Source organism: Clostridium taeniosporum (assembly GCF_001735765.2).
Taxonomy (GTDB): domain Bacteria; phylum Bacillota; class Clostridia; order Clostridiales; family Clostridiaceae; genus Clostridium; species Clostridium taeniosporum.
In genome coordinates, this window is sequence record NZ_CP017253.2 from 1,388,012 (window position 1) to 1,412,138 (window position 24,127).

The 24,127-nt window shown below is 25.2% G+C and carries 28 protein-coding genes; 25 read left to right on the top strand and 3 right to left on the bottom strand.

Going from position 1 to position 24,127, the window contains the following annotated elements:
- Window positions 1-4: 4 nt before the first annotated feature.
- Window positions 5-313: a hypothetical protein gene (locus tag BGI42_RS06485; RefSeq protein ID WP_069679548.1), complete on the bottom strand. Its 309-nt coding sequence runs from the start codon at window positions 311-313 to the stop codon at window positions 5-7.
- Window positions 314-547: 234 nt separating this feature from the next.
- On the opposite strand from BGI42_RS06485, the gene rbsK reads away from it, so the two are divergent.
- From rbsK to BGI42_RS06580, 20 genes are all read left to right on the top strand, one after another.
- Window positions 548-1,477, top strand: a complete 930-nt coding sequence (gene rbsK, locus BGI42_RS06490; protein WP_069679549.1) for a ribokinase — start codon at window positions 548-550, stop codon at window positions 1,475-1,477.
- A 7-nt stretch (window positions 1,478-1,484) separates the two neighbouring features.
- Complete coding sequence (gene rbsD, locus BGI42_RS06495; protein ID WP_069679550.1) at window positions 1,485-1,880, top strand: D-ribose pyranase; 396 nt, start codon at window positions 1,485-1,487, stop codon at window positions 1,878-1,880.
- 31 nt (window positions 1,881-1,911) lie between these two features.
- Complete coding sequence (locus BGI42_RS06500; protein WP_420825941.1) at window positions 1,912-3,396, top strand: sugar ABC transporter ATP-binding protein; 1,485 nt, start codon at window positions 1,912-1,914, stop codon at window positions 3,394-3,396.
- Window positions 3,397-3,411: 15 nt separating this feature from the next.
- Window positions 3,412-4,347 carry an ABC transporter permease gene (locus BGI42_RS06505; protein ID WP_069679552.1) on the top strand — a complete coding sequence of 312 codons (936 nt, stop codon included), beginning with the start codon at window positions 3,412-3,414 and terminating at the stop codon, window positions 4,345-4,347.
- A 24-nt stretch (window positions 4,348-4,371) separates the two neighbouring features.
- Entirely contained in the window at window positions 4,372-5,274 is a 903-nt protein-coding gene (gene rbsB, locus BGI42_RS06510; protein WP_069679553.1) for a ribose ABC transporter substrate-binding protein RbsB, read from the top strand.
- A gap of 51 nt (window positions 5,275-5,325) precedes the next feature.
- Window positions 5,326-6,321: a LacI family DNA-binding transcriptional regulator gene (locus tag BGI42_RS06515; RefSeq protein ID WP_069679554.1), complete on the top strand. Its 996-nt coding sequence runs from the start codon at window positions 5,326-5,328 to the stop codon at window positions 6,319-6,321.
- Window positions 6,322-6,614: 293 nt separating this feature from the next.
- Window positions 6,615-7,604 (top strand): NAD-dependent 4,6-dehydratase LegB, encoded by a 990-nt coding sequence (locus tag BGI42_RS06520; protein ID WP_069679555.1) that lies wholly within the window; start codon window positions 6,615-6,617, stop codon window positions 7,602-7,604.
- Window positions 7,605-7,706: 102 nt separating this feature from the next.
- Window positions 7,707-8,888 (top strand): LegC family aminotransferase, encoded by a 1,182-nt coding sequence (locus BGI42_RS06525; RefSeq protein WP_069679556.1) that lies wholly within the window; start codon window positions 7,707-7,709, stop codon window positions 8,886-8,888.
- Window positions 8,885-9,592 carry an acylneuraminate cytidylyltransferase family protein gene (locus tag BGI42_RS06530; protein ID WP_069679557.1) on the top strand — a complete coding sequence of 236 codons (708 nt, stop codon included), beginning with the start codon at window positions 8,885-8,887 and terminating at the stop codon, window positions 9,590-9,592. Before BGI42_RS06525 ends, BGI42_RS06530 begins: the two co-directional genes overlap by 4 nt.
- The gene (locus tag BGI42_RS06535; RefSeq protein ID WP_069679558.1) at window positions 9,585-10,694 is read left to right on the top strand and encodes a DegT/DnrJ/EryC1/StrS family aminotransferase; all 1,110 of its coding nucleotides are present in this window, start codon (window positions 9,585-9,587) and stop codon (window positions 10,692-10,694) included. Before BGI42_RS06530 ends, BGI42_RS06535 begins: the two co-directional genes overlap by 8 nt.
- Before the next feature lie 50 nt (window positions 10,695-10,744).
- Window positions 10,745-11,770 carry a lipid II:glycine glycyltransferase FemX gene (locus BGI42_RS06540; RefSeq protein WP_069679559.1) on the top strand — a complete coding sequence of 342 codons (1,026 nt, stop codon included), beginning with the start codon at window positions 10,745-10,747 and terminating at the stop codon, window positions 11,768-11,770.
- Between the two features lie 43 nt (window positions 11,771-11,813).
- On the top strand, window positions 11,814-12,128 hold the full coding sequence (locus BGI42_RS06545; RefSeq protein WP_242984750.1) for a carboxypeptidase regulatory-like domain-containing protein: 315 nt from the start codon (window positions 11,814-11,816) through the stop codon (window positions 12,126-12,128).
- A gap of 252 nt (window positions 12,129-12,380) precedes the next feature.
- On the top strand, window positions 12,381-12,713 hold the full coding sequence (locus tag BGI42_RS06550) for a hypothetical protein (RefSeq protein WP_069679561.1): 333 nt from the start codon (window positions 12,381-12,383) through the stop codon (window positions 12,711-12,713).
- A 92-nt stretch (window positions 12,714-12,805) separates the two neighbouring features.
- Window positions 12,806-14,530, top strand: coding sequence for a motility associated factor glycosyltransferase family protein (locus BGI42_RS06555; RefSeq protein ID WP_069679562.1), 1,725 nt, complete (start codon window positions 12,806-12,808; stop codon window positions 14,528-14,530).
- Window positions 14,531-14,581: 51 nt separating this feature from the next.
- Window positions 14,582-14,758 (top strand): hypothetical protein, encoded by a 177-nt coding sequence (locus BGI42_RS16195; RefSeq protein WP_192875392.1) that lies wholly within the window; start codon window positions 14,582-14,584, stop codon window positions 14,756-14,758.
- A 22-nt stretch (window positions 14,759-14,780) separates the two neighbouring features.
- A complete protein-coding gene (locus BGI42_RS06560) occupies window positions 14,781-15,089 on the top strand; it encodes a hypothetical protein (RefSeq protein ID WP_069679563.1) in 309 nt (102 codons plus the stop codon).
- A gap of 3 nt (window positions 15,090-15,092) precedes the next feature.
- Window positions 15,093-15,410, top strand: a complete 318-nt coding sequence (locus BGI42_RS06565) for a hypothetical protein (RefSeq protein WP_242984751.1) — start codon at window positions 15,093-15,095, stop codon at window positions 15,408-15,410.
- Window positions 15,411-15,494: 84 nt separating this feature from the next.
- Window positions 15,495-15,782, top strand: a complete 288-nt coding sequence (locus tag BGI42_RS06570) for a hypothetical protein (RefSeq protein WP_069679565.1) — start codon at window positions 15,495-15,497, stop codon at window positions 15,780-15,782.
- A gap of 90 nt (window positions 15,783-15,872) precedes the next feature.
- Window positions 15,873-16,916 (top strand): sugar phosphate nucleotidyltransferase, encoded by a 1,044-nt coding sequence (locus tag BGI42_RS06575; protein WP_069679566.1) that lies wholly within the window; start codon window positions 15,873-15,875, stop codon window positions 16,914-16,916.
- Window positions 16,917-17,353: 437 nt separating this feature from the next.
- Window positions 17,354-18,862 carry a glycosyltransferase family 39 protein gene (locus BGI42_RS06580; RefSeq protein ID WP_069679567.1) on the top strand — a complete coding sequence of 503 codons (1,509 nt, stop codon included), beginning with the start codon at window positions 17,354-17,356 and terminating at the stop codon, window positions 18,860-18,862.
- A 236-nt stretch (window positions 18,863-19,098) separates the two neighbouring features.
- Here BGI42_RS06580 and BGI42_RS06585 read toward each other — a convergent pair whose 3' ends face one another.
- Window positions 19,099-19,611: a GNAT family N-acetyltransferase gene (locus tag BGI42_RS06585; RefSeq protein ID WP_069679568.1), complete on the bottom strand. Its 513-nt coding sequence runs from the start codon at window positions 19,609-19,611 to the stop codon at window positions 19,099-19,101.
- 163 nt (window positions 19,612-19,774) lie between these two features.
- On the opposite strand from BGI42_RS06585, the gene neuC reads away from it, so the two are divergent.
- The 5 genes from neuC to neuB all read left to right on the top strand — a co-directional run bounded on the left by neuC (window position 19,775) and on the right by neuB (window position 23,629).
- Window positions 19,775-20,929: a UDP-N-acetylglucosamine 2-epimerase gene (neuC, locus tag BGI42_RS06590; protein ID WP_242984752.1), complete on the top strand. Its 1,155-nt coding sequence runs from the start codon at window positions 19,775-19,777 to the stop codon at window positions 20,927-20,929.
- Entirely contained in the window at window positions 20,919-21,107 is a 189-nt protein-coding gene (locus BGI42_RS16620) for a PIG-L deacetylase family protein (protein ID WP_420825933.1), read from the top strand. Before neuC ends, BGI42_RS16620 begins: the two co-directional genes overlap by 11 nt.
- Window positions 21,095-21,592, top strand: coding sequence for a PIG-L deacetylase family protein (locus BGI42_RS06595; protein WP_420825934.1), 498 nt, complete (start codon window positions 21,095-21,097; stop codon window positions 21,590-21,592). Before BGI42_RS16620 ends, BGI42_RS06595 begins: the two co-directional genes overlap by 13 nt.
- Before the next feature lie 13 nt (window positions 21,593-21,605).
- The gene (locus BGI42_RS06600) at window positions 21,606-22,559 is read left to right on the top strand and encodes a GNAT family N-acetyltransferase (RefSeq protein ID WP_069679571.1); all 954 of its coding nucleotides are present in this window, start codon (window positions 21,606-21,608) and stop codon (window positions 22,557-22,559) included.
- 65 nt (window positions 22,560-22,624) lie between these two features.
- Entirely contained in the window at window positions 22,625-23,629 is a 1,005-nt protein-coding gene (neuB, locus tag BGI42_RS06605) for an N-acetylneuraminate synthase (protein WP_069679572.1), read from the top strand.
- 27 nt (window positions 23,630-23,656) lie between these two features.
- On the opposite strand, the gene BGI42_RS06610 is transcribed toward neuB, so the two are convergent.
- Window positions 23,657-24,112, bottom strand: a complete 456-nt coding sequence (locus BGI42_RS06610; RefSeq protein WP_069679573.1) for a DMT family transporter — start codon at window positions 24,110-24,112, stop codon at window positions 23,657-23,659.
- Window positions 24,113-24,127 lie beyond the last annotated feature (15 nt).

Sequence of the window (24,127 nt, forward strand, 5' to 3'; positions counted from 1 at the left end):
AATTTTAGCTATTTATCCATTCAATAACACCTGGTGTTAAAGAAGCAGCATTATCTTTATTTACTTCTGTAACAAAAAGCATATCTGTAGCTTCAAGAACTTCTTTAAGCTTTACTGAAATTTCATCAGCAGTTAATTCACATTTAACTAGAAAACCAGTAGGCATAAAGTGTGCCCAAGCTCCTAAAGCTTTGATGTTTCCAGTTATTTCGTAATCATCTCTGTGATGATGGTGATGTTCGTGATCATGACCTTCACAACCACAAGAATTAGATTCTTCTTTTAAGTAATAAGTTATTGCATAAACTTTCATATATGTACCACCTTAAATTTTATATTATTAAACTTTTATTATTGTATATATGAATTATACAACAAATGAAATACATTTTCAAATAAAAGTGAATATCAAAAAAATAATAAAAATAAATAAATTCAAAAAATTATTGATTAACGTTTACAAGTGATTTATACTATAGTTAATCGGTTCAGTAAAACGGTTCACTAAAAATTAATCGATATTAATTTGAATTTTGGAGGAAGTTGTATGAATAGGATATGTGTACTTGGAAGTATGAATATGGATTTAGTTATGAAAATAAAAGATATGCCTAAATCAGGAGAAACTATATTATCTAAATCATATGAAAAAATACCAGGTGGTAAAGGAGCTAATCAAGCGGTAGCAGCAAAGAGAAGTGGTGCATATGTTTCAATGATAGCTAAAATAGGACAAGATGATTATGGTAGGACATTAAGAGATGAATTAAGAAAAGATGATATAAATATAGATTATGTTTTTGAAGATGAATCTAATGCAACAGGAACGGCAATTATAATGGTAACTGATAGTGGTAATAACTCAATCATTGTTAATTCAGGTTCAAACATGAGTATTAGTGAAACAGAAATAGATTTAACATTAGAAAGAATAAAAGAAAGTGATATTTTAATTGCACAATTTGAAACAACAGTGGAAATGTCTTTAAGAGCATTTAAAAATGCAAAAGAAAATAGAAAAATAACAATATTAAATCCAGCACCAGCAAAAAAAATAGATGATGGACTTTTAAAAGTTACAGATATTATAGTTCCAAATGAAACAGAAGCAGAGGCTTTAACCGGAGTAACAGTTGAAAACATAAAAGATGCTAAAAAAGCTGCAAAAGCTTTTATGGACAAGGGTGTTAAGTTTGTAATAATAACAATGGGTTCAAAAGGTGCAGCTGTAATAGGAAAAGATTTTTGTGAGTTAGTCCCAGCATATAAAGTAAATGCAATAGATACTACAGCAGCAGGTGATAGTTTTATAGGTGGATTAAGCACAAAATTAAATCCAAATGAAATAACTAAAGAAAATATACTTAAAGCAGTTAAGTTTGGTAATATGGTATCTTCAATAGCAGTACAAAGAGAAGGTGCTCAACCATCAATACCATACAAAGAAGAAGTAATTAAAGTTTACGGAGAGGAATAAGACGGATATGAGAAAAACAATATTATTAAATAGTAATTTAAGTTCAGTAATTTCAAAAATGGGTCACACAGACATGATAGCAATAGGAGATTGTGGTCTGCCAATACCAGATGAGAGTGAAAGAATAGATTTAGCTTTAGTAAAAGGTATACCAACATTTATGGAAACTTTAAAGGCAACATTATTAGAATTACAAGTAGAAGAAGTAATTTTAGCTAAAGAAACAGAAGCAATTAGTAAAGAACTTTATAATGAGATAAAAGAAGTAATAGGAAATGTTAAGATATCACTTGTTACACATGAAGAGTTGAAGGTAAAATTAAAATCTTGTAAAGCAGTAGTTAGAACAGGTGAACAAACTCCATATGCCAATATAATATTAAAGTCAGGAGTAGTATTTTAAAGGGGTGAGCAATTTGAGTAGCAAAAAACCAATGCTAAAAATGGAGGGGGTATCTAAGGTTTTTCCAGGAGTAAAAGCCTTGGATAACGTAAACATTACTGCTTATGGTGGAGAAGTAACTGCACTTATGGGAGAAAATGGTGCTGGAAAATCTACACTTATGAAAATTTTAAGTGGTGTTTATAAAAAAGATGGAGGAAGAATTTTTATTGAAGGTGAAGAGGCTGATATAAAAGGAATAAAGTCAGCAGAAGAATATGGAGTAACCATAATTCATCAAGAATTAAGCTTATTAAATAATCTTACTGTAGCTGAAAACATTTTCTTGGGCAATGAAAAATATGATAAATTTAGTAGAAAGATAAATCAAAAACTTTTAAATGAGAGAAGTATAATGTTTTTAGAACAAATAGGTTGTAATCTTAATCCTAATGAACTTGTAGCTAACATTAATGTTGGTGAGAAGCAAATGATAGAAATTGCAAAAGCATTAACTAAAAATGCCAGAATTATCATAATGGACGAACCTACAACAGCATTAACAGATGTAGAAACTAAAAAGTTGTTTGAAGTAATAGAAAACTTAAAGAAAAAAGGAATAGCTGTAATTTATATATCTCATAGAATGGAAGAAATATTTGCAATTTGTGACAGAGTAGAAGTACTAAGAGATGGTAAATATGCGGGCAATGCACTAATCAAAGATATAGATAATGATGATCTTATTTCAATGATGGTTGGAAGAAAAATAGAAGATCAATTTCCATATAAAGAAGTTAAAAAAGGAGAAAATTTTTTAGAGGTTTTAGATTTAAGTGCAAATGAAGGTGTACAGAATGCATCATTTAATGTTAAGTCTGGAGAAATACTAGGAATAGCAGGACTTATGGGATCTGGTAGAACAGAGCTTGCTAAAGCTATCTTTGGTGAATACAAGAAAACTAGTGGATGCATAAAAATAAAAAATAAAGAAGTAAATATAAAATGTGTTAGTGATGCTATAAATAATGGTATATGTTATTTATCAGAAGATAGAAAGAAAGAAGGTTGTGTTTTAGGATTATCTATAAAGGATAATATGTCAATTTGTAATATAGGAAAATATGAAAATAAATTTAAATCAATAGATAGTAAAAAAGAAATTGAAGATGTAGATTATTATATTAAAAAGATAAATATAAAAACTCCTAGTAGAGATCAATTGATAGGTAAACTAAGTGGAGGAAATCAGCAAAAAGTAATTCTTGCAAAATGGCTTATGTTATTACCTGAAATTTTAATAGTAGATGAACCTACTAGAGGAATAGATGTAGGAGCTAAGAAAGAAATATATGAATTATTAAATGAACTTAAATCAAATGGAAAAGCTATTATAGTAATTTCTTCTGATTTACCAGAGATTCTTGGAATAAGTGATAGAATAATAGTTATGAGTGAAGGTAAAATATCAGGGGAACTTTCAAGAGAAGAAGCATCTCAAGAAGCTATTATGAAATTAGCTGTTGGGATTAACTAGATAGGGGGAATAAAAATGAGCGAAAACTTTAAACAAAATTTAGTGAAATATAAATCAATAATAGGATTAGTAATATTGTGTACTATTATAACATTTGTAACACCTAGTTTTTTAACATTATCTAATATTACGAATGTCTTTACACAAGTTTCAACTAATGCCATAATTGCTGTTGGTATGACTTTTGTAATTTTAACAGGTGGTATAGATTTATCAGTAGGCTCAACTTTGGCAATTAGTGGAGCTTTAGCAGCATCTATTATTAAATCAACTGAAAACGTATTCTTAGCTGTTATAGTAGCAGCTGTAGTTGGAATAGCTGTAGGTCTTGTAAATGGATTGTTAATTTCAAGAGGTAAATTACAAGCATTTATTGTTACTTTGGCAACAATGACAATATTTAGAGGGTTAACATTAGTATTCACAAATGGTACTCCAATTTCAAAATTACCAGAAGTTTTTGTAAAAATTGGTAATGGGAAAATAGGATTTTTACCAATTCCAGTTATTATAACTATAGTAATTGCTATTATTGCAATATATTCATTAAGTAAAACAAGATTCGGCAGATATTTATATGCTTTAGGTGGAAATGAAGATTCAGCAAGATTATCAGGTATAAATACTGATAAAATTAAAACACTTGCTTATGTAATTTCAGGATTTGCATCAGCAATTGCTGGAGTAATTATAACAAGTAGAATAGCATCAGCATCACCAAATGCAGGAACAGGATTTGAACTAGATGCAATAGCAGCAGTAGTAATTGGAGGAACTTCATTAGCTGGTGGGGAAGGAAAGATTTCAGGAACAATTATTGGTGCTCTTATAATAGGAATTTTAAACAATGGATTAAACTTAATGAATGTATCACCATTTTATCAATCAATAGTAAAAGGTTTAGTTATATTAATGGCAGTGTTATTAGATAAGAAGAGTAGAAAAAAATAATATGAACATATAGGAGGAAAGACCATGAAAATAATAAAAAAAATATTGATGCTTGGATTAGTTTGTATAATGGTAGGTTCTTTTATCGGATGTTCAAAGGACAGTAATGAGAAAAAAATAGGAATGGTTTTATCTACATTAAATAATCCTTTCTTTGTAAATATTAAGCAAGGTGCAGAAGAAGAAGCTAAAAAGTTAGGATTTGAACTAATAGTTTTAGATTCACAAAATGATGCTGCAAAAGAAAGATCTAATGTAGAGGATTTACTAGAACTTGGAATAACTGCATTATTAATAAATCCAACAGATAGCGATGCGGTAGTAAAATCAATAGAAGTTGCAAATAAAAGAAATATTCCAGTTGTTACAATAGATAGAATGTCTAATGGAGGAGAAGTTACAAGTCATATAGCATCTGATAATGTTAAAGGTGGTGCTATGGCAGGAAAATTTGTATTAGATAATTTTAAAGATAAAGATATTATAAATGTGGTAGAATTACAAGGAATACCTGGATCTTCAGCTACTAGAGATAGAGGAGAAGGATTTCATAGTATAATAGATAATAATCCTAAATTTAATTTAGTATCAAGTCAAGCTGCTGATTTTGATAGACAAAATGGTCTTAAAGTTATGGAAAATATAATTCAAGGAAGTAAAGATATTGATGTAGTATTTGCTCATAATGATGAAATGGCACTTGGAGCTGAAAAAGCCATAAAATCTGCTGGGTTAGATACTTTAGTTATTGGGTTTGATGGAATTGATGATGCTTTAGATGCCATAGAAGCAGGAGAAATGAAAGCAACAGTTGCACAACAAGCAGATTTACTTGGAAAGTTAGGTGTTCAGCTTGCAGAAAAAATATATAATTCTGAACATGTCGATAGCGAAATAGCTGCAGATTTAAAAATTATGACTAAATAATTTATGGTATAATGTGATTTAGTTAGTATGGATTATAGAAGGAGCATTTTTATGAAGAAAACTACATTGTTAGACGTAGCTAATCACGTTAATGTATCAAAAACTACTGTATCAATGGTATTAAATAATAAGAAAATAAATGTTTCAGAAGAAACAAGAAATAAAATTTTTAAAGCTTCTAAAGAACTTAACTATATTCCAAATTCATTAGCAAGGACTTTAAGTACAAATAGGAGTTATACTATTGGATGTGTTGTTCCAGATATAGAAAATCCATTTTTCTCTGAAATTGCTAAGGCTATAGAAACAGAAGCAGAAAAATATGGATTTAGTATGATACTGTGTAATACTTTAAATAGAGAAGACAAAGAGGAAAATTATATAAAGCTTTTAATAAGTAAATTGGTTGATGGGGTTATAATAGTTCCAAGTAAAGATGGAACTAACTCTTTAGATTTATTAACACTAAACAATATTCCATTAGTTGTTGTAGATAGAAAAATAAAATACAAAGATAAATACAATATAGTACATTGTGATAATAGACAAGGAATAAAACTGGGAATTAAGTATTTAATTGATAAATCTAAGAAAAACATAGCATTTGTAGGTGGAATAAGACATAGAATGGATACACGTCTTGATTATTTTAAAGAATTTGCATCGGAATTAAGAATTCTAAATGAAGATATTATTGAAGAAGAGAATTTTTCAATGAATGGAGGAATAAGAGCTACTGAAAATATAATCAAAAAAGATAAGAATGTTGATTGTATTTTTTATAGTAGTGATGTAATGGCAATAGGAGGAATAAAATATCTAATTAGAAATGGATATAATATTCCAGAGGATATAAGTATACTGGGATATGATAATATACATATATGCTCATTTATAGAACCTGAACTTACTACTATTGCTCAACCAATATATAAAATGGGTGAAGAAGCTTTTAAATTATTACTTAAAGTAATAAATAGTGGTGATTATATAAAAGAAAATATAATATTAGAACCTTATCTAGTAGAAAGAGAAACTGTAAAATAGTAAATTATATTTAATTAAAGTAACAATAATTATATAAAAGTATTAATATAAAATATATAATAAATTAAGTTAATAAAATAAGATTAAATTTATTATATATGAATTTTAAGAAAAAAGTCTTTGAAATATATTTTTCAAAGACTTTTTTTCTTAAGCTTATTTTTATATAAGTATATAAAATTTATATTATATATCAAGTTATTATTAAGAACTTTACAGTATTTAAATGAATATTATATATGGTGACCTTTATGGTCTGAAAATTATAATTAATATGAAAGTAGTGATTTTAGTTGTCAAAAAAGGTATTGGTTACAGGTGCTGATGGATTTATAGGCAGTCATTTATGTGAGATTTTATTAGATGCAGGATATGATGTTAGGGCTTTTGTTTACTATAATTCTTTTAATTCATGGGGATGGATTGATTCTTTGGACAAAGAGAAGAAAAAAGAAATTGATATATTTGCAGGAGATATAAGAGATCCAAATGGTGTTAGAGAAGCAATGAAGGGAATGGAAGAAGTTTTTCATCTAGCAGCATTAATAGCTATTCCTTTTAGTTATAATTCTCCAGATTCTTATGTTGATACAAATATAAAAGGAACTTTAAATGTACTTCAAGGAGCTAGGGAATTAAAAGCTAAAAGAGTATTAATTACATCAACTTCAGAAGTTTATGGTACAGCTAAATATGTACCTATAGATGAGAATCATCCACTTCAAGGTCAATCACCTTATTCAGCTACAAAAATAGGTGCTGATAGGATTGCAGAATCTTTTTATAGGAGTTTTAATTTACCTTTAACTATAGTAAGACCATTTAACACATTTGGTCCAAGGCAATCAGCACGAGCTGTAATTCCTACTATAATAACTCAATTATTATGTGGAGAAAAAGAAATTAAATTAGGTTCATTAACACCAACTAGAGATTTTAACTATGTAAAAGATACAGCAAATGGTTTTCTTGAAATTTCTAAATGTGAGAATACAATAGGAGAGGAAATAAATATTGCAACTTCTAGAGAAATTTCAATAAAAGAACTTGCATATGAATTAATAAAACAAATAAATAAAAATGCCAAAATCGTATGTGATAAGCAAAGGTTAAGACCAGAAAAAAGTGAAGTTAATAGATTATTAGGTTCTAATGAAAAAATCAAAAAATTAACTAAGTGGGAACCTAAATTTACTTTTGAAGAAGGAATAAAGGAGACTATAGAATGGTTTAGAAAAAAAGAAAATTTATCTAGGTATAAAACTGATATATATAATCTGTAAATAAGGATCAAATATATTTTAAATTAATTATAAAAATAAACTAGCATATTGATTAGCTATTTATTTGAATGTGCCTTAGATTAAATCAAAGGAGATAAGTTTATGATGGATTTTATACCTTTATCTGTACCTAATTTAAAAGGAAATGAAAAAAAATATGTTTTAGATGCAATAGATGAGGAATGGGTTTCCACTGGAGGAAAATATATAAATGAATTTGAAAAACAAATAGCTAAATATTTAAATATTGATAATGCCGTGGCATGTCAAAGTGGTACAGCAGGATTACATTTATCTCTCATATTAAGTGGAGTAGGTTGTGAAGATGAGGTGATTGTACCAACTTTAACTTTTATTGCAGCAGTAAACCCAGTTAGATATATAGGAGCTAATCCAGTATTCATGGACTGTGATGATAATTTAACTATGGATCCAGAAAAGCTTGAAAAATTTTGCAAAAATGAATGTACTTTAATAAAAGGAAAATTAATAAATAATAAATCTAGGAATCATATTAAAGCCATTGTAGTAGTTCATGTTTTTGGAAATATAGCTGATATGGAAAGAATAATGAAAATTGCTAATAAATATAATTTGAAGGTTATTGAAGATTCTACTGAGGCATTAGGATCTAAGTTTATAAGTGGAATTTATAAAGATAAATATGCAGGAACTATAGGTGATTTTGGAGTATTTTCTTTTAATGGAAATAAAATTATAACAACTGGTGGTGGCGGAATGGTTGTAGCAAAAGATAAGAAGTTATTAGAAAAAGCTAAATATTTATCAACTCAAGCAAAAGATGATACTTTGCATTATATCCATAATGAAATAGGTTATAACTATAGAATGACTAATTTGCAAGCAGCATTAGGTATAGGTCAACTGGAACAATTAGATAAATTTATAAATATAAAAAGAGAAAATTATAAATTTTATAAAGTCAATATAGAAAAGATTGAAGGTTTATCTTTACTAGACTTTAGAAAAGATATAAATGCAAATTATTGGTTTTATTCCTTATTAGTAGGAGATAAATATCCTTTAAATAGAGATGAATTAATACAATATTTATTAGAAAATAGAATTCAAACTAGGCCTATTTGGGAGCTTATACAAAATCAAAAGCCTTATAGAAATTGTGAAGTTTATGATATTAAAAAGGCAAAATATTATATAAATAGAGTAGTGAATATACCTTGTAGTACTAATTTAAAAAGAGAGGATATAGAATTTGTAATAAAAATATTAAATTTAAAGAATTTAGGTGAAATAAAATCATGAAAGGTGAAATATTAGCTATTATACCAGCAAGAGGTGGTTCAAAAGGTGTTAAGATGAAAAATATAAAGTTATTAAATGGTATGCCATTAATAGCTTATACCATTTTAGCAAGTAAGAAAAGTAGATTTATTAATAGAACTGTAGTAAGTACTGATAATATAGAAATAGCAAATGTTTCTAGAAAATTTGGGGCAGAAGTACCTTATTTACGACCTAAAATTTTGGCCAGGGATAATTCATTAACTATAGATAGTGTTTTTCATATGTTGAATTTTTTAGAAAAAAAAGAAAATTATTGTCCAGAATATGTTTTATTACTTCAGTGTACATCTCCACTGAGAAATGAATTTCATATTGATGAATCTATAAAAAAGCTTATGAAAAGCGATTTTGATGGTCTTGCATCAATTTGTGAATCAGAAGTTAATCCTTATTGGACAAACATTTTAAAGAGTGAAAAACTTGAGTACTTTATTAAAGAAGGTAAAAATATTACAAGAAGACAAGATTTACCACATATTTATAGATATAATGGTGCTATTTTTTTAGCAAAAACAGAATCTTTAAAAAAGGAAAAATCTTTCGAAGTGAAAAATTTAACAGGTTATATTATGGAAAAAGAATATTCTATAGATATAGATACTGAAATTGATTTTAGAATAGCGGAAGCAATTATGAAAAATAAGGAAAATTATAATGAATAATAAATTAAAGTATCCAATTGGAGGGGAATTTTGGTTTCAAGATGAATTTCAAGATAAAGACATTTATAACAATATTGAAAATGAAGGATTGCTTTTGAGTGGAGGGGAAAGTGCAATAAGGTTTATTTTGAATGAAATTTCTTTTGAAAATGATGAAATAATTTTATTACCCAGTTATTTATGTCCAACAATTGTAGAATTAATTAAGAAATTAAATATTAAATATAAATTTTATAATATAAATAAAAAATTAGATATTGATATAGTATCTATAGAAAATCTAATAAATAAATATAATGTAAAAGTAGTATTTTTTATTGATTATTTTGGATTTTTTCATAAAGAAAGTACGAGAAAATTTCTAAAAAATTTAAAATTAAAAAACATCTTATTAATTGAAGATGCTGTACAAAAATTTTGGATTAAATGGGAGAAAAAATTTATTGGAGATTATGTTTTTAATAGTTATAGAAAATTTTTACCAATAGACGGTTCATTAATATTATGCAGAGAAAATGAAAGTTTAAATATTCTAAAAAAATTAAATAGTTTATCAAGGTATAAAGAAGCTAATGATAAATATTTTAAATTTATGGAAAAAGCAAGAGATATAAAAACAAAATTTATATCACAAAATATTGGGTATGAAAATGATTATTTAAATTTATTTAATAGAGCAAATATAGAATATTATAAAAGAAAAAATATTTTAAAAATTAATTTAAAGCATAAAAGGTATTTAAATCATTTTCCAATAAATAAATTCATTAAAAGAAGAGAAGAAAATTATAGTTACGTTTTTAAACAACTAAAAAATATGAAGAAAATTACCTTTTTAAATCAAACAGAAAATTTAGATGATAACACACCTTTAGTTTTCCCAATTTTAATAGATAATCGAGATTGTATAAAAAAAGAATTAATGAAAAATCAAATATATCTTCCTATTCATTGGAATTTAGAAAATGAGAAATGGATAAATAATTTTAAAAATTCTTTAAATATTTCTAAAAATATTTTAAGTTTACCAATTGATTGGAGATATGAAATTAAAGATATGGAATTTTTAATATTTAAGTTAAAAGAAATTTTAATCAGATAAAATAGTTAATTTCATTAATATCATGATAATCATAAAATGGAGGTGAAATAATGATTAAAATTTTAAATAGTTCATCTCAAATGTGGAATTATTATATTGAAAAGTTGCCTATAGTTTTAAGGGATATATATTTTAAAAGTGAATATTACAAACTTTATGAAAACGGTAATGATAAAATAGCTAAAATTTTTGTTTTTGAAGATAAAAAGAATTTAGCAGTATATCCATTTTTGATGAACAAAATTAAAGGCTATGATTTAAAAGAAGAATATTATGATATAGAAACTGCTTATGGATATGGTGGCCCAATATTAAATACTACAAATGAAAAATTTATTGAAAACTTTGAAAAAGCGTTTAGAAAGTTTTGTAGTGAAAATAATATTATAGCAGAATTTATCAGATTTCATCCTCTTTTAAATAATTATAGTATATTTATTGATGGTATTAATGTATATCACAATAGGACAACAACTTATATTGATTTAAGAAATTCTATTGATGATATATGGAAAAAAGACATTACTTCAAAAAATAGGAATGTTATAAGAAAGGCTAAAAAATTAGGTCTTACTACAGAAATATGTTTTGATTTAAATGAGTTTAAGAAAATATATATAAAAACTATGAATAGATTAAATGCAGATAAACGCTATTATTTTGGTGATAATTATTTTAATGATTTAATGAACTTAAATCATATATGTATTAGTATTAAATTTAATAATATTACAATAGCTAGTGCTATATTTTTACAAGGAAATGATTTTTTTAATTATCATCTATCAGGTAGTTTAAAAGAGTATTTGAAATATTGTCCAAATAATTTATTGTTATGGGAAGCTATAAAGTATGCCAAAGATATTGGCTTTTCTAAGTTCCATTTTGGAGGGGGTTTAAGTGATAGTTTAGATGATACTTTATATAAATTTAAGAAGAGTTTTTGTAGATATACAAGTGATTTTTATGTTGGAACAAGAATTCATAATAAAGAAATTTATAATTATTTAATAAATAAATGGGAAAATAAAAATAAAAAAAAGTCAAAACTCTTTCTACAATATAAAGAGATTTAGTTAAAATATATGAAATTTATTTAAATGTTCCTTAGGAGGTGGTATGAAAATGTGTGCTGTTGCAAAAGAAGTATTATGTGGAAATGAAATTATGTTCTGCAAAGTAGTAGAAATAGACTCTGTTTTGCAAAAAGAAGAATATATATTAATTACTGGTAAGGTATTAAGTCCTGATAAAATTCCACTATCTAATGCAGCAATAAAGGTTTTTTCAATAGATGATAGATATACTCCAGCTAAAAAAAAATATATAGGAGTAACTTTTAGTGATGAAAAGGGGAGATATGGTATATCAATTCCAAGAAATTTAAATGTTTCCTATGAATTTAAGGCGTATGGTTGTATATATCAAGAGTAACTTTATAATTGTCAAAATTATTCAACTTACAACATTATAAAAATTAAAATTCTATTTAATATAAAGATAATTTTAATTATGTTATATATTTTTCTAATTTTAATCACCTATAAATAAGCAAAGCATATAATATAGTATATGCTTTATATAGGTAAGTTACTGAAATTTTATAAGCTATAGTGATTTACAATATGAAATATAGAGATATTAATGAACTAATAACAAAAGAATAAAATCGTAGGAGGAAGTTATATGTCAACTTATAAACCTTTAGCAACTGTTATATCAGCTGCAACTATTAATAACTATAATGGAAATAAATTGACACAAACAGTAGGAACCACTGCTTGGGATTTAGTTTTAATTAATGGAGTGGCTGTAGGTACAAGTATGCATGTATCAGGTAGTACAGTTATATCAGCTCCAGTAATATTAAACAGTGGTACAGTTTTAGGATGGTATGATACTACTGCAGGTTCAATAGGTAATGCTGATATTCAAACATTTACAGATAGTAATGGTAAATACGGTGTCACTGTTAATACTGGAACATCATTAACTCTTAAATTTTATGCACATGGCTAAAATTTAATTTAATTATAATAAAATTAGGTTAATATAAAAATGGAGATACAGTATATTAATACTGTATCTTTCTGTGAATTTAGGGGGTATAAATGGAGAAAGTTAAATCATTAGATGGATTTTATTTATATAAAATAAAAAAAGATAATAAGAATTACTATTTAGCAAATAAGAAAAATTATAAGAAAGATATTGAAAATTTAATTAATAATTTAGATGATCTTAAATTTGATTCATTAGTAATACTTTTTGGACTAGATACAGGTGAGTATTTAAGTAAATTAGAAAAAGTATTATGTAGTAATAATAAAGTAATTATATTTGAACCAAATGAAGATGTTTTTAATAAAAATAAAAATATAATTTTAAATGATAATATAAGGGTAGTTTTATTTGATGAAGAAAATATAGGATCTATTTTTGCTACTATAATTGATGGTAATAATTTTGACAATTTATATGTTCATGCTTTTGGAAATTATAAAGAAATTTATAAAGAAGAGTATAAAAAATTATTAGAAGCCATAGATGCAAAATATTTTTCAGTTAGTGGAAATATAACGCTAGCGTATAGATGTAAAGAATCTTTTATGAGAAATTCAATTCAAAATCTTAAAGTTATTAAAGAATCAAGTCCTTTAAATTCATATATAGAGAGCAATAAAGATGTACCAGCAATAATAGTATCAGCAGGACCATCATTGGATAAAAATATAAAAGATATGGTTAAAAATAAAGATAAAGCTCAAAAGTGTTTTGTAATTGCAAGTAATAGAACTTTCACAACCCTTATAAAAAGTGGAATTAAACCAGATTTAATCATATCTATAGATCCTTCAGATGCTATGTATGACATGATGAAGGAAAGTCTTAATGAAGATGTCCCACTTTTATATTATGAATATAGTAATAGGTATTTGGTAAATGAATATAAAGGTGAAAAGATATATATGTCTAATATTTTTTCAAAAATAATTAAGGAAATTAATAAATTTGAAGGACTATCTCAAGGAGGATCAGTTGCTCATACATGTTTAGCTATGGCAAATATATTAGGATGTAATCCAATAATACTTGTAGGTCAAGATTTAGCCTACACTTATGATAAACATCATTCTGATAAGGCGACTTTTGATATTGTTGATAACATTATTACAACTAATTGGGCAAATGAGTTAGTTGATGATGTTTTTGGAAATAAAGTAAGAACAACAACAACTCTAAAAGTATTTAAAAACACTATGGAAAATCATATTAAGCAATATAAATCTGAAAGAAATGTAGAGTTTATAAATGCATCTTATGGAGCTGATATAAAAGGGGCTCCTCATGAAGAATTAAGCAATATATTAGAAAAAGATATATTTAAAGTAAAGAAGAAAAAATTACAACCTGATAAATGTATTGATTTAAGTCCTGAGAAAGTAATAAGTACTATAATTGACTTTGTTGATACATTTATTGAAAAATCAGAACAAGGTATGGAACAATGTAATATATTATCAGAAATTAAAGAAGATAAATCATTAGTTCATATAGATGGAAATGATATAGATTTTCAAAGATTCTTATTTATATTAGATATAGTACAAACTTTTGAATCATCATTAGAAAGCTTTTATTTAGGAGGATATTTTAATAAGTTTTTATTTTCTATAAAAAGAGAAAGTTTTTTAATGCTTGCAAAAGATTATGACCAATTAACTTCAAATATGAGATATCAAAGTAAAGTATTTTTTAATTATTTTATAAGAATGAATGAAATGCTTTTAGAAGCAAAAAAAATAATAGATGATGAAGTTTCAAAATTTAAATAAATTCATATTATAGTAGTAAAGAACTATTTATTGCTAAGGAGGAAACGGCTAATGTCAGAAATAACTATAAATGGACAAGTTTATAAAGAAAAGAAAATCAAATCGTTAGTGGTTAATGGAAAAGAACAAAACAGTATGATAATATCAGCTGAACAACTTAAAGGACAAGATAAACTACACGTAAATATAGAAACTGAACCTACGGTAGATAATCAAGAAGAGCAATAGAAAAAGATTTTAAAGAATAAAAATGCAAAATGAAAAAAAAAAGTCTATAATTTTATATGGTTCAAATTTAAAGTGTAGTAAAATGTGTAAAGTAGATATAGTGGTAAATAACAAAAGAACTACTATAATTAAAGGTAATGTATATAATACAGATCATAGCCCGTTAGTTGGGGCAGCTATTGAAGTAAAAGAAATAAATTGCGAAACAAACAGATTTAAAATATTAGGATACTGTTTTACTGACTATAGAGGAGAATATGCATTTTCATTGAATCCATCTTGGGAAATGCGTTATGAAATTTTAATATATTCTCCTTTAATAAAATTTTAGAGGGTGAATATATTGAGCTGGCATAAAGAGATATTAATAAGTCCTAAAGAATTAAAGGGTTGTTGTGTATTAAATAAAAAGATTATTATAAAGAAAACCATGGAAGTTTTGATAACAGGAAAAATAGTAAATCAATATGGTGATCCTTTATCAAAAGCTGTAGTATACATTACTCAAGTAGATAATAGTTATTACTCACCAGGAATAAAAGAATATGGATATTTAATTACTAATGAACAGGGAGAATATGCAATGGTAGTACCTTGCAATAGTAATTTAGATTATGTGTTAGAAGTATATGAGCCTATTGTTAGATGCTAATTTAGGGATATGAAAATAAACTAGCATATTGACTAGTTATTGATTTCAATGTGCCTTATAAGAAAGTTTTATAGTGAGGTTATTATGAAAAGTACTAATTGTAAAAAACCTGTCTTGGTAAAGGGAAATTTATTTTATGATGATATGACGCCAGTAAAAAATGCTATAGTATTATTAGAAATAGTATTATTAGAATATGAAAAAATTCATATGAAAGATAACAGTAGCCTTTATTGTGCTTATGATATAACAAATGATTTTGGAGAATTTTGTTTTCAAATAAATGATAGAGATCATTATTATAAAATAAAAATTTGTGAAAATTATAATGTAAATTGTATGATCAATGAAACTATTTATACAGATAGGTAAAAGGAACTGTTAATCAGTTTCTTTTTTTATGTATAGGAAAGTATAGGGTTTTTATTAACAAAAAATATCAGTAAATAAAGGAGATTTCTTATGGATATAAGTAGTCTTTTAATAAATAAAGATGTAACAATAAAGAAAGCTATAGACATATTAGATAAAACAGGCAAAAAAATTATTATTGTTATTGAAAATAAGAAACTAATAGGTGTAGTTACTGATGGGGATATTAGACGATGGATACTAAAGAATGGTGACATATCAAAAACAGTTGATAATATAATGAACAAGTCACCTAAATATTTAAAAGTAGAAGAAAAAAATAATGTTAAGAATATAATGAAAAAATATAAGATTGAAGCTGTACCAATAGTCAATGAGAAAAATGAAATAGTTGATGTAGTATTTTGGAATGATATTTACCAAAATCAATGCACTTATTTTGATACTAATAATATACCAATTGTTATTATGGCAGGTGGAAAGGGTACTAGGCTAAAGCCATATACTAATATTATTCCCAAAATGTTAGTACCTATAGGGGAAATTCCTATAATTGAAAGAATAATAAATAACTTTTTAAATTTTAATTTCAATAATTTTTATGTAACTATAAATTATAAAAAAGATATAATTAAAGCATATTTTAATAAAGAAACATCATATAATATAGATTTTATTGAAGAAGATATTCCATTAGGTACAGCAGGTAGTTTAATATTATTAAAAGATAAGATTGAAAGTAGTTTTTTTGTAAGTAACTGTGATATATTGGTAGATGCAAATTATTCTGATATATTAAAATTTCATAAAAAATGTAAAAATAAGATGACAATAGTTACAGCTTTAAAAAATTATGTTATACCATATGGAATTTTTAATTTAAATGATGATGGAAGTATTAAATCTTTAGATGAAAAGCCTAGTTATGAATTTTTAGTGAATACAGGGATGTATATATTGGAAAAAGATGTTTTAGATTATATTAAAGAAGAAAACTATTCTGATATGACAGATATAATATATAAACTTTTAGAAAATAAAGAACGAGTTGGAATATATCCAGTTACAGAAGGAGCATGGCTTGATATGGGAGAATTTGAATCAATGAAGAATATGATAGATAAATTAGTTTAGGCACATTGGCATCTTTGACTTGTTATTTATTTTCACATGCTTTAGATATATTTGTACAAACAATACTGAAGATATAATTTTGTGTAGTTTACAAATTCGTTATTAAAATATTACTGGAAATTAAAATTTCCAGTAATATTTTTTTATTATAAGATTATGGGATTAAGAGTATATTTTTTTATATTAGATATAAAATTCATTATTATCTAATAATATATATAATCTAATTAATATATAAGAACTAATTTAAATTCTATTTGCTGTATTTTCAATCATAGATATTTTGATTATAGATTTATTTGTATGGAATTTTTGGGAAAATATGATATAATAAGGTTTGTTTAACGCATAATTTAGGGAGGTAAACATGAAAGAGATAAAAATAAAAAAGGAAGGCAGGTATGGACAAGCTTAATTAAAAGCTTTAAGAAGATAAAATGAATACTAAATTTAGTGGAACTTTTACAAGAATAATGAATATAACAATTAAGAGCTTACTGTATGTTCTTTTAATAAGAAATTTATCGGAAATAGTGTTAGCTCTGGTTGGACCTGTTAAAAATACTATATTATCAAGAATAGATTTAAATAGAGTTGGATTTAATAAAAGTAGTATATTACTTTTATTTATAGGAATAATATGTATATCAATAGGATATGTAATATTAAAAACACATATATCTAAAGGAAAGAAGTTAATTATTATTTTAATTATTGGATTTATTCTTAGAATTTTATGGTTATTAAATATACCAAGTGTCCCTGTATCGGATTTTAAGCTTATATATGATACATCTATTAACTTTTTAAATGGAGATAGAAGTATGTTCCAAGGAACGGCTTATATGTCTAGATTTCCTCATCTTACAGGAATGGTATTATATATGGCTCTTATGAATCTATTATTTCCAATAAAAAGTTTATTAGCTATGAAAATTATAAATTTATTTTTAGGATTATTAGATATAATTTTAATATATTTAATAACAGATCTTATATTTAAAAATAAATTGTATGCACAAATTTCGGCATTTATATCTGCAATATTTCCACCATTTATTACTTATACATCAGTATTTTGTAGTGAAAATATTGCTATACCTTTTTATTTATTAAGTATATATTTGTTTATTTATTATTTAAGGAATAAAAAGAATAAATCTAAACTTTTAATGTGTGGAGTAATTCTATCACTAGGTAATTTTTTTAGGACCATTGCAACTGTTGTTTTAATAGCTTATGTATTGTATATAATAATATATTCATTAGATTCCATATATGAGAGAGCAAAGAATATATTAATACTAGTTATATCTTATTTATTAATAACAATTATAATAAGTGCAACTCTTCAAAATTTCAATGTTTTAGAAAGACCATTATGGGATGCTAAAGAACCTAAAATAACAAGTGTACTTAAAGGAAGTAACTATGAAAATGCTGGAAGATGGAACGAAGAGGATGCAAACTTTATTAATGAACATCTAGATAATTATGATGAATTAAAAGAAAAAAGCAAAGAAATAATAGTTCATAGATTTACATCACACTCAATATTAAAAACTATAATATTTATATTAGATAAGTTTACATTACAGTGGACTGCAGGTGACTTTTCAGGTTCAATGTGGGCTCAAATGAATGTTCCAGAAGAACAAATTAAATTTCCTATAGTAGAAAATGAACCATTAGAATTTCAATTAATTTATACAATAATATTGATATTAATATGTATGGGCTTAAATAATAGAAAAATGATAAAAAGCATTAAAGAAGTAAATTTATTATATTTAATTCTTGGAGGATATGGAATAACATATTTAATAATTGAGCAACAAGGAAGATATTCATATATATGTTGTTATATTCTAATATTTTTATGCATATTTGGAATAGATAGGGTAATGCAGAAATATAATTGTAAATCAATATCAAAAAGTAAATAGACTATTTTCTTTAATAGTAGAGAAAATAAAAGTTAAAAATAATATGGATTTATGTCAATATACTTAACATAAATCCATATTTTAATGTATAAAAAGTTATAAAATTTTTAAAGCGTGAAAGGTTTATAAAATCTAAATTAAAGCAAATATCAGTTGAGAGGTAAGAGGATCAGTAAGTTAGGAGTTTTAACTAAGAAGTGTTGCGTAGCAACTTTAATTACTATAAGTAATTAATTTTATGAAATTCTAATTATTTTATATACATATTTTTTTAAGAACTTATAGGTATTTAGGTTTTCTACATAGATTTTTTTTCGTTCATCAGTTTCATCATAACCATTTTTTAATACATTTTTTATAGAACCTATATTGTCTTCTAATATCCATCCATCAACTTCATCAATAAAAGTTAATTCATTTTTAGAATAGTCTATAGCAAATTTTATTATTTCAGTACCAAGACCTTTACCCTTATACTTTGAATTTACTCCATGTCCGGTTTCTATGATATTATGATTGTCACCAACTATATCTAAATATAAGTAACCAACAGGTTCATCTGTTTCATCACTTCTAACTATAAATAAAAGTCTATCATCTCTTTTTAATTGTTTTAAATACCAATTTTTTAGATTATTTTTATTTGGTTTTTTATCGTATCCTGTCCAATAAATATTTTCATCATCACTTCTTAAGATAAAAAAGTCTTCAAAATCTTCTTCATCACATCTTTTGAATATAAGTTTCATATAATAAAGCCTCCAATCATCATCTAACAATACAGATATTTCATTAGAATTTTATATTTATTATCAGAATATAATATGAAAGATAGTATTTTATGTGAGGTGTAAAAATAGATATATCTACAGTCACCTTTAGTCATTTTTTTATATAAAACTTAAAAAGGTGGTGATTTTATTGAAAAAAATATTGGCTATTACAGGAATAAGATCTGATTATGATTTAATGAGCAATTTATTTAAAAAATTAAATTCTGATGATTACTTTGAATTAAAGCTTTTAGTATGTGGAGCACATTTGTCAAAGACTTATGGAAAAACAGTAGATCTAATAGAAAAAGATAATTTAGATATACTAATGAAAATTGAAAGTTTAATTGATTCAGATAGTAAGAGTTCTAGACTTAAGACAGCATCTATAATGCTACAAAACTCAATAGATATAGTTAATAATTATTCACCAGATTTAATAATATATGCTGGTGATAGAGAAGAAGTTTTGATTGGTTCAATGCTTGGAGCTTTTTTAGAAATTCCTACGGCACATTTTTTTGGAGGAGATTATACAAAAAGTGGATTAGTTGACAACCAACTTAGAAGTGCTGCATCTAAGTTATCATCTATTCATTTTGTATCTACTTATGAACATAAAATGCGATTGATGAATATAGGAGAACCTGAGTATAGAATTTTTCAAATAGGTAGTCCAGCATTGGATAAATTTAAAACAGAGAATGTTGAAATGATGGGTACAATTTATAAAAAACTTAATATTAAGCCATTTGATAATTTTGCTTTAGTAATATATCATCCATTAAATGATAATTCTTATATAACATTTGAAAATATATTAAAATGCCTTGAAGAAATAAATATGAAAGCTTTTGTAAGTTATCCTAATACAGATGCAGGAAATAAAGAAATTATAAATGTAATAGAAAAATACAAAAATCATGAAGCGTTTTATTTTTATAAAAACTTAGATAGAAATACATTTATAAATATATATAGAAATGCTTTTTTTCAAATAGGAAATTCAAGTGCAGGAATAGTAGAAGCTGCCAGCGTTGGAATACCAGTTATTAATATAGGGGCAAGACAAGAAGGACGAGCTGCTAATGAAAATGTAATATTTGTAGATGAAAGTTACAACCATATAAAAGATGGCATTAATAAGGCTTTAAAGAACGAATTTTTGAATAAATGTAGAAATATAAAAAATATTTATGGAGATTCAAACAGCTCAGAAAAAGCTTATAAGATACTTAAAAAATTGGAATTTAAAGATTATTTATTGAAATTGGAGGATCCAAATGAAATATAAAAATATATTAGTTATATCAGTACATCCAGATGATGAAACAATAGGCTGCGGAGGAACTATTCTTAAGCACAAAGATAAAGGTGACAAGGTAAACTGGCTTATATTAACTAGTGCAGAAACCAGATATGGATACTCATATCATCAGGTTATAGAGGAAAAAAACAAGTGGAGAATATAGGGAGTGCTTATGGATTTGATAAAGTATATAATTTAAAGTTTGGACCATCAAAGATTAATTATGATGTTTTTTCAAATCTTATAAATAAAATAAGTGAAGTTATGTATAAGGTTAAACCAGAGATTGTATATATGATTAACAGAAGTGATGTTCATACGGATCACCAGATAGGGGCTAAGGCTATTTTGAGTTGTACTAAGAGTTTTAGATATCCTTTTATTAAAAGAGTATTAATGTATGAATGTCTTTCAGAAACAGAAATTGCACCACAATTTCAAGAAAATATTTTTGTACCAAATGTATTTTGTGATATTACAAAATATATTGATAAAAAGTTAGAAATATTAAAATTATACAAAACAGAATTACAAGAAATACCGCAACCTAGGAATGAAGATAGTGTTAAAGCATTGGCTAGATACAGAGGATGTTCAGCATGCACAAAATATGCTGAGGCATTTATGTTAGTTAGAGATATTTTTTAAGGATGTGTTAAAAATGCTAGAAATAAGAGATTATAAGAAGAATGATGAAAAATATATAATTGATTTATTTAAGAAATCATTTTATAGAGAAATGAAACCTTATGAATGGCGATGGAATTATGAAAATAATATTTGTAAGGATAAATTTATAAAGCTTATGTGGGATGATAAAACTTTAGCAGGTCATTATGCAATATTACCAAATAAAATGAAGATTTATGATAAATTTTATTGTACAGGTTTGTCAATGACAACAATGACAAGTCCTAAGTATAAAAAGCAAGGAATATTTGTTAAGCTTGCAAGTAATTTGTATGAAGAAATATATAATAAGATACCAATTATATATGGATTTCCAAATAATAATTCATTGCATGGATTTAAAAAATATCTAGGATGGGAACATGTTTTAGACATAGAAATGTATAGTTGTTATTCATATAAATTTGACTTAAAATCATTAGATAAAAATATAAAGAGTACTGAAATGTTAGATGATAGAGTAAATATTTTGTTTGATAAGTTTTCAAAGAGATTTAAAGAGTATAAGATAATGATTAAAAGAGATAAAAAATATCTTAATTGGAGATATAATTTAAATCCTTATAATAAGTATTATTATTTAGTTTATGAAAAAGATAATGAGTATTTAGGATATTGTATTTATAAGATATTTAAATATGGAGATAAAAAGGTTTGTGATTTAGTAGATATAATATCAGTTGATAATATGATTTATGAAAAGATTTTAGAAACTTTAATTGATTTAATGGCTTGTAATGGTATTAGAAATATAAATTCATGGTTTGTAAATAAAGACAAGCTACAAATAGGAGAAAAGTTAGGATTTAAGAAAAATAATATAATTACTCATTTTGGATTTAAATTAAATTGTGATTTTTTGGATTCAGATATGATGAATATTGAAAAATGGTATTTAACTATGGGAGATTCGGATGTATTTTAATTACATTAAATTTTTAAATATTATTTATAAATTAAAATTGTAGATTAGGAAGGTAAGGAAGATTTATGGGAGTATTCATTATAGCTGAAGCAGGAGTAAATCATAATGGAGATATTAATCTAGCAAAGAAATTAGTGGATATGGCAAAAGAATGCGGAGCAGATGCTGTAAAATTTCAAACTTTTAAAGCAGAAGAAAGTACAGGCTTGTTTGCAGAAAAGGCAAAATATCAAAAAGAAAATGATAAAACTGAGGAATCTCAATTAGAAATGATAAAAAAGTTAGAATTACCTTTTGAAAATTTCAAGGAAATAAAAGAATACTGTGATGAAAAGAAAATTATATTCTTATCTACTCCAGATGGAAAAGAAAGTTTAAATTATTTAGTTAAACTTAATGTAGAGTTTATTAAAGTTGGATCAAGTGAAATTACTAATATAGGATTTTTAAAGGCAATAGGAGATACAGGAAAACCTATAATTTTATCTACAGGAATGAGTACTTTAGGTGAAGTTGAAAAAGCAATAAGTACTATTTATTCTACAGGAAACAAAAATGTAAGGCTGATGCATTGTACTTCCGATTATCCTACTAAAGTAGAAGATGTGAATTTAAAATCTATGATTACTTTGAAAAATGCATTTAAAGTTCCAGTTGGTTTATCTGATCATACTTTGGGATTTGAAAGTGCAATAGCAGCTACTACTTTAGGAGCTGAATTTATAGAAAAACACATAACATTAGACAAAAAAATGAAGGGGCCAGATCATAAAGCTTCTATGGAATTTTCTGAATTTAAAAATTATATTACTCATATCAGAAATACTGAAAAATTATTAGGTGATGGAATAAAGAAACCAACCGAAAAAGAAAAGATTATAATGAAAGATGCAAGAAGAAGTATATTAGCTTCTAGGAATTTAAAAAAAGGAACAATAATAAAAGAAGATATGTTTACTTTTAAAAGGCCAGGATATGGAATAAAGCCAGAATTATCTTATATATTAGTTGGAAGAAAACTAAAAAGAGATTTATTAAAAGATGAAGTTATAATGTGGGAAGATGTATAAAAAAGCTTTTGAATTTTTTCAAAAGCTTTAATTTTCCTCTTCTATATTTATTTTACTATAATTATAATCTATGTTCATATTATAAGCTAAACCTATAATTACTATTAATCCACCTATTATTTTATTAAGAGGGAATTGTTTAAAAATTAACCAATCTAATGCTATACCAGTAAAGAGTTGAGCTACAAATATAAGTAATGTAACATAGAAAGCTGACATTTTGGGAGTTACAACACTATTAAGTATAACAATAGATACCCCTAAAAAACCACCTAAATAAGCATAAAAAGGGATATTATTCAATGAAGTAAAAACAAATTTTTCTTTCATAATGAAAAAAAATATTATAGAAGTTATTGAACCTGTAAAATAATTAAAATAACTTGATTCTATAAGTCCTATTTTTTCAGAAAGTTTTGTGTTTAGTATTCTAGAAATTACTATAATTACTCCTGCCAAAATAGACATTAATATATATAACATAAGTTACCCTCCTTT

Excerpts from the sequence above, each read along its gene's own strand:
- BGI42_RS06525 (WP_069679556.1), top strand. The coding sequence starts at position 7,707 with ATGATGGATTTTATACCTTTATCTGTACCTAATTTAAAAGGAAATGAA.
- BGI42_RS06545 (WP_242984750.1), top strand. The coding sequence starts at position 11,814 with ATGAAAATGTGTGCTGTTGCAAAAGAAGTATTATGTGGAAATGAAATT.
- rbsB (WP_069679553.1), top strand. The coding sequence starts at position 4,372 with ATGAAAATAATAAAAAAAATATTGATGCTTGGATTAGTTTGTATAATG.
- rbsK (WP_069679549.1), top strand. The coding sequence starts at position 548 with ATGAATAGGATATGTGTACTTGGAAGTATGAATATGGATTTAGTTATG.
- neuB (WP_069679572.1), top strand. The coding sequence starts at position 22,625 with ATGGGAGTATTCATTATAGCTGAAGCAGGAGTAAATCATAATGGAGAT.
- BGI42_RS06530 (WP_069679557.1), top strand. The coding sequence starts at position 8,885 with ATGAAAGGTGAAATATTAGCTATTATACCAGCAAGAGGTGGTTCAAAA.
- BGI42_RS06540 (WP_069679559.1), top strand. The coding sequence starts at position 10,745 with ATGATTAAAATTTTAAATAGTTCATCTCAAATGTGGAATTATTATATT.
- BGI42_RS06535 (WP_069679558.1), top strand. The coding sequence starts at position 9,585 with ATGAATAATAAATTAAAGTATCCAATTGGAGGGGAATTTTGGTTTCAA.
- BGI42_RS06580 (WP_069679567.1), top strand. The coding sequence starts at position 17,354 with ATGAATACTAAATTTAGTGGAACTTTTACAAGAATAATGAATATAACA.
- BGI42_RS06555 (WP_069679562.1), top strand. The coding sequence starts at position 12,806 with ATGGAGAAAGTTAAATCATTAGATGGATTTTATTTATATAAAATAAAA.
- BGI42_RS06550 (WP_069679561.1), top strand. The coding sequence starts at position 12,381 with ATGTCAACTTATAAACCTTTAGCAACTGTTATATCAGCTGCAACTATT.
- BGI42_RS06600 (WP_069679571.1), top strand. The coding sequence starts at position 21,606 with ATGCTAGAAATAAGAGATTATAAGAAGAATGATGAAAAATATATAATT.
- BGI42_RS06585 (WP_069679568.1), bottom strand. The coding sequence starts at position 19,611 with ATGAAACTTATATTCAAAAGATGTGATGAAGAAGATTTTGAAGACTTT.
- BGI42_RS06575 (WP_069679566.1), top strand. The coding sequence starts at position 15,873 with ATGGATATAAGTAGTCTTTTAATAAATAAAGATGTAACAATAAAGAAA.
- BGI42_RS06570 (WP_069679565.1), top strand. The coding sequence starts at position 15,495 with ATGAAAAGTACTAATTGTAAAAAACCTGTCTTGGTAAAGGGAAATTTA.
- rbsD (WP_069679550.1), top strand. The coding sequence starts at position 1,485 with ATGAGAAAAACAATATTATTAAATAGTAATTTAAGTTCAGTAATTTCA.
- BGI42_RS06505 (WP_069679552.1), top strand. The coding sequence starts at position 3,412 with ATGAGCGAAAACTTTAAACAAAATTTAGTGAAATATAAATCAATAATA.
- BGI42_RS06560 (WP_069679563.1), top strand. The coding sequence starts at position 14,781 with ATGCAAAATGAAAAAAAAAAGTCTATAATTTTATATGGTTCAAATTTA.
- BGI42_RS16195 (WP_192875392.1), top strand. The coding sequence starts at position 14,582 with ATGTCAGAAATAACTATAAATGGACAAGTTTATAAAGAAAAGAAAATC.
- BGI42_RS06500 (WP_420825941.1), top strand. The coding sequence starts at position 1,912 with ATGCTAAAAATGGAGGGGGTATCTAAGGTTTTTCCAGGAGTAAAAGCC.
- BGI42_RS06485 (WP_069679548.1), bottom strand. The coding sequence starts at position 313 with ATGAAAGTTTATGCAATAACTTATTACTTAAAAGAAGAATCTAATTCT.
- BGI42_RS06610 (WP_069679573.1), bottom strand. The coding sequence starts at position 24,112 with ATGTTATATATATTAATGTCTATTTTGGCAGGAGTAATTATAGTAATT.
- BGI42_RS16620 (WP_420825933.1), top strand. The coding sequence starts at position 20,919 with ATGAAATATAAAAATATATTAGTTATATCAGTACATCCAGATGATGAA.
- BGI42_RS06515 (WP_069679554.1), top strand. The coding sequence starts at position 5,326 with ATGAAGAAAACTACATTGTTAGACGTAGCTAATCACGTTAATGTATCA.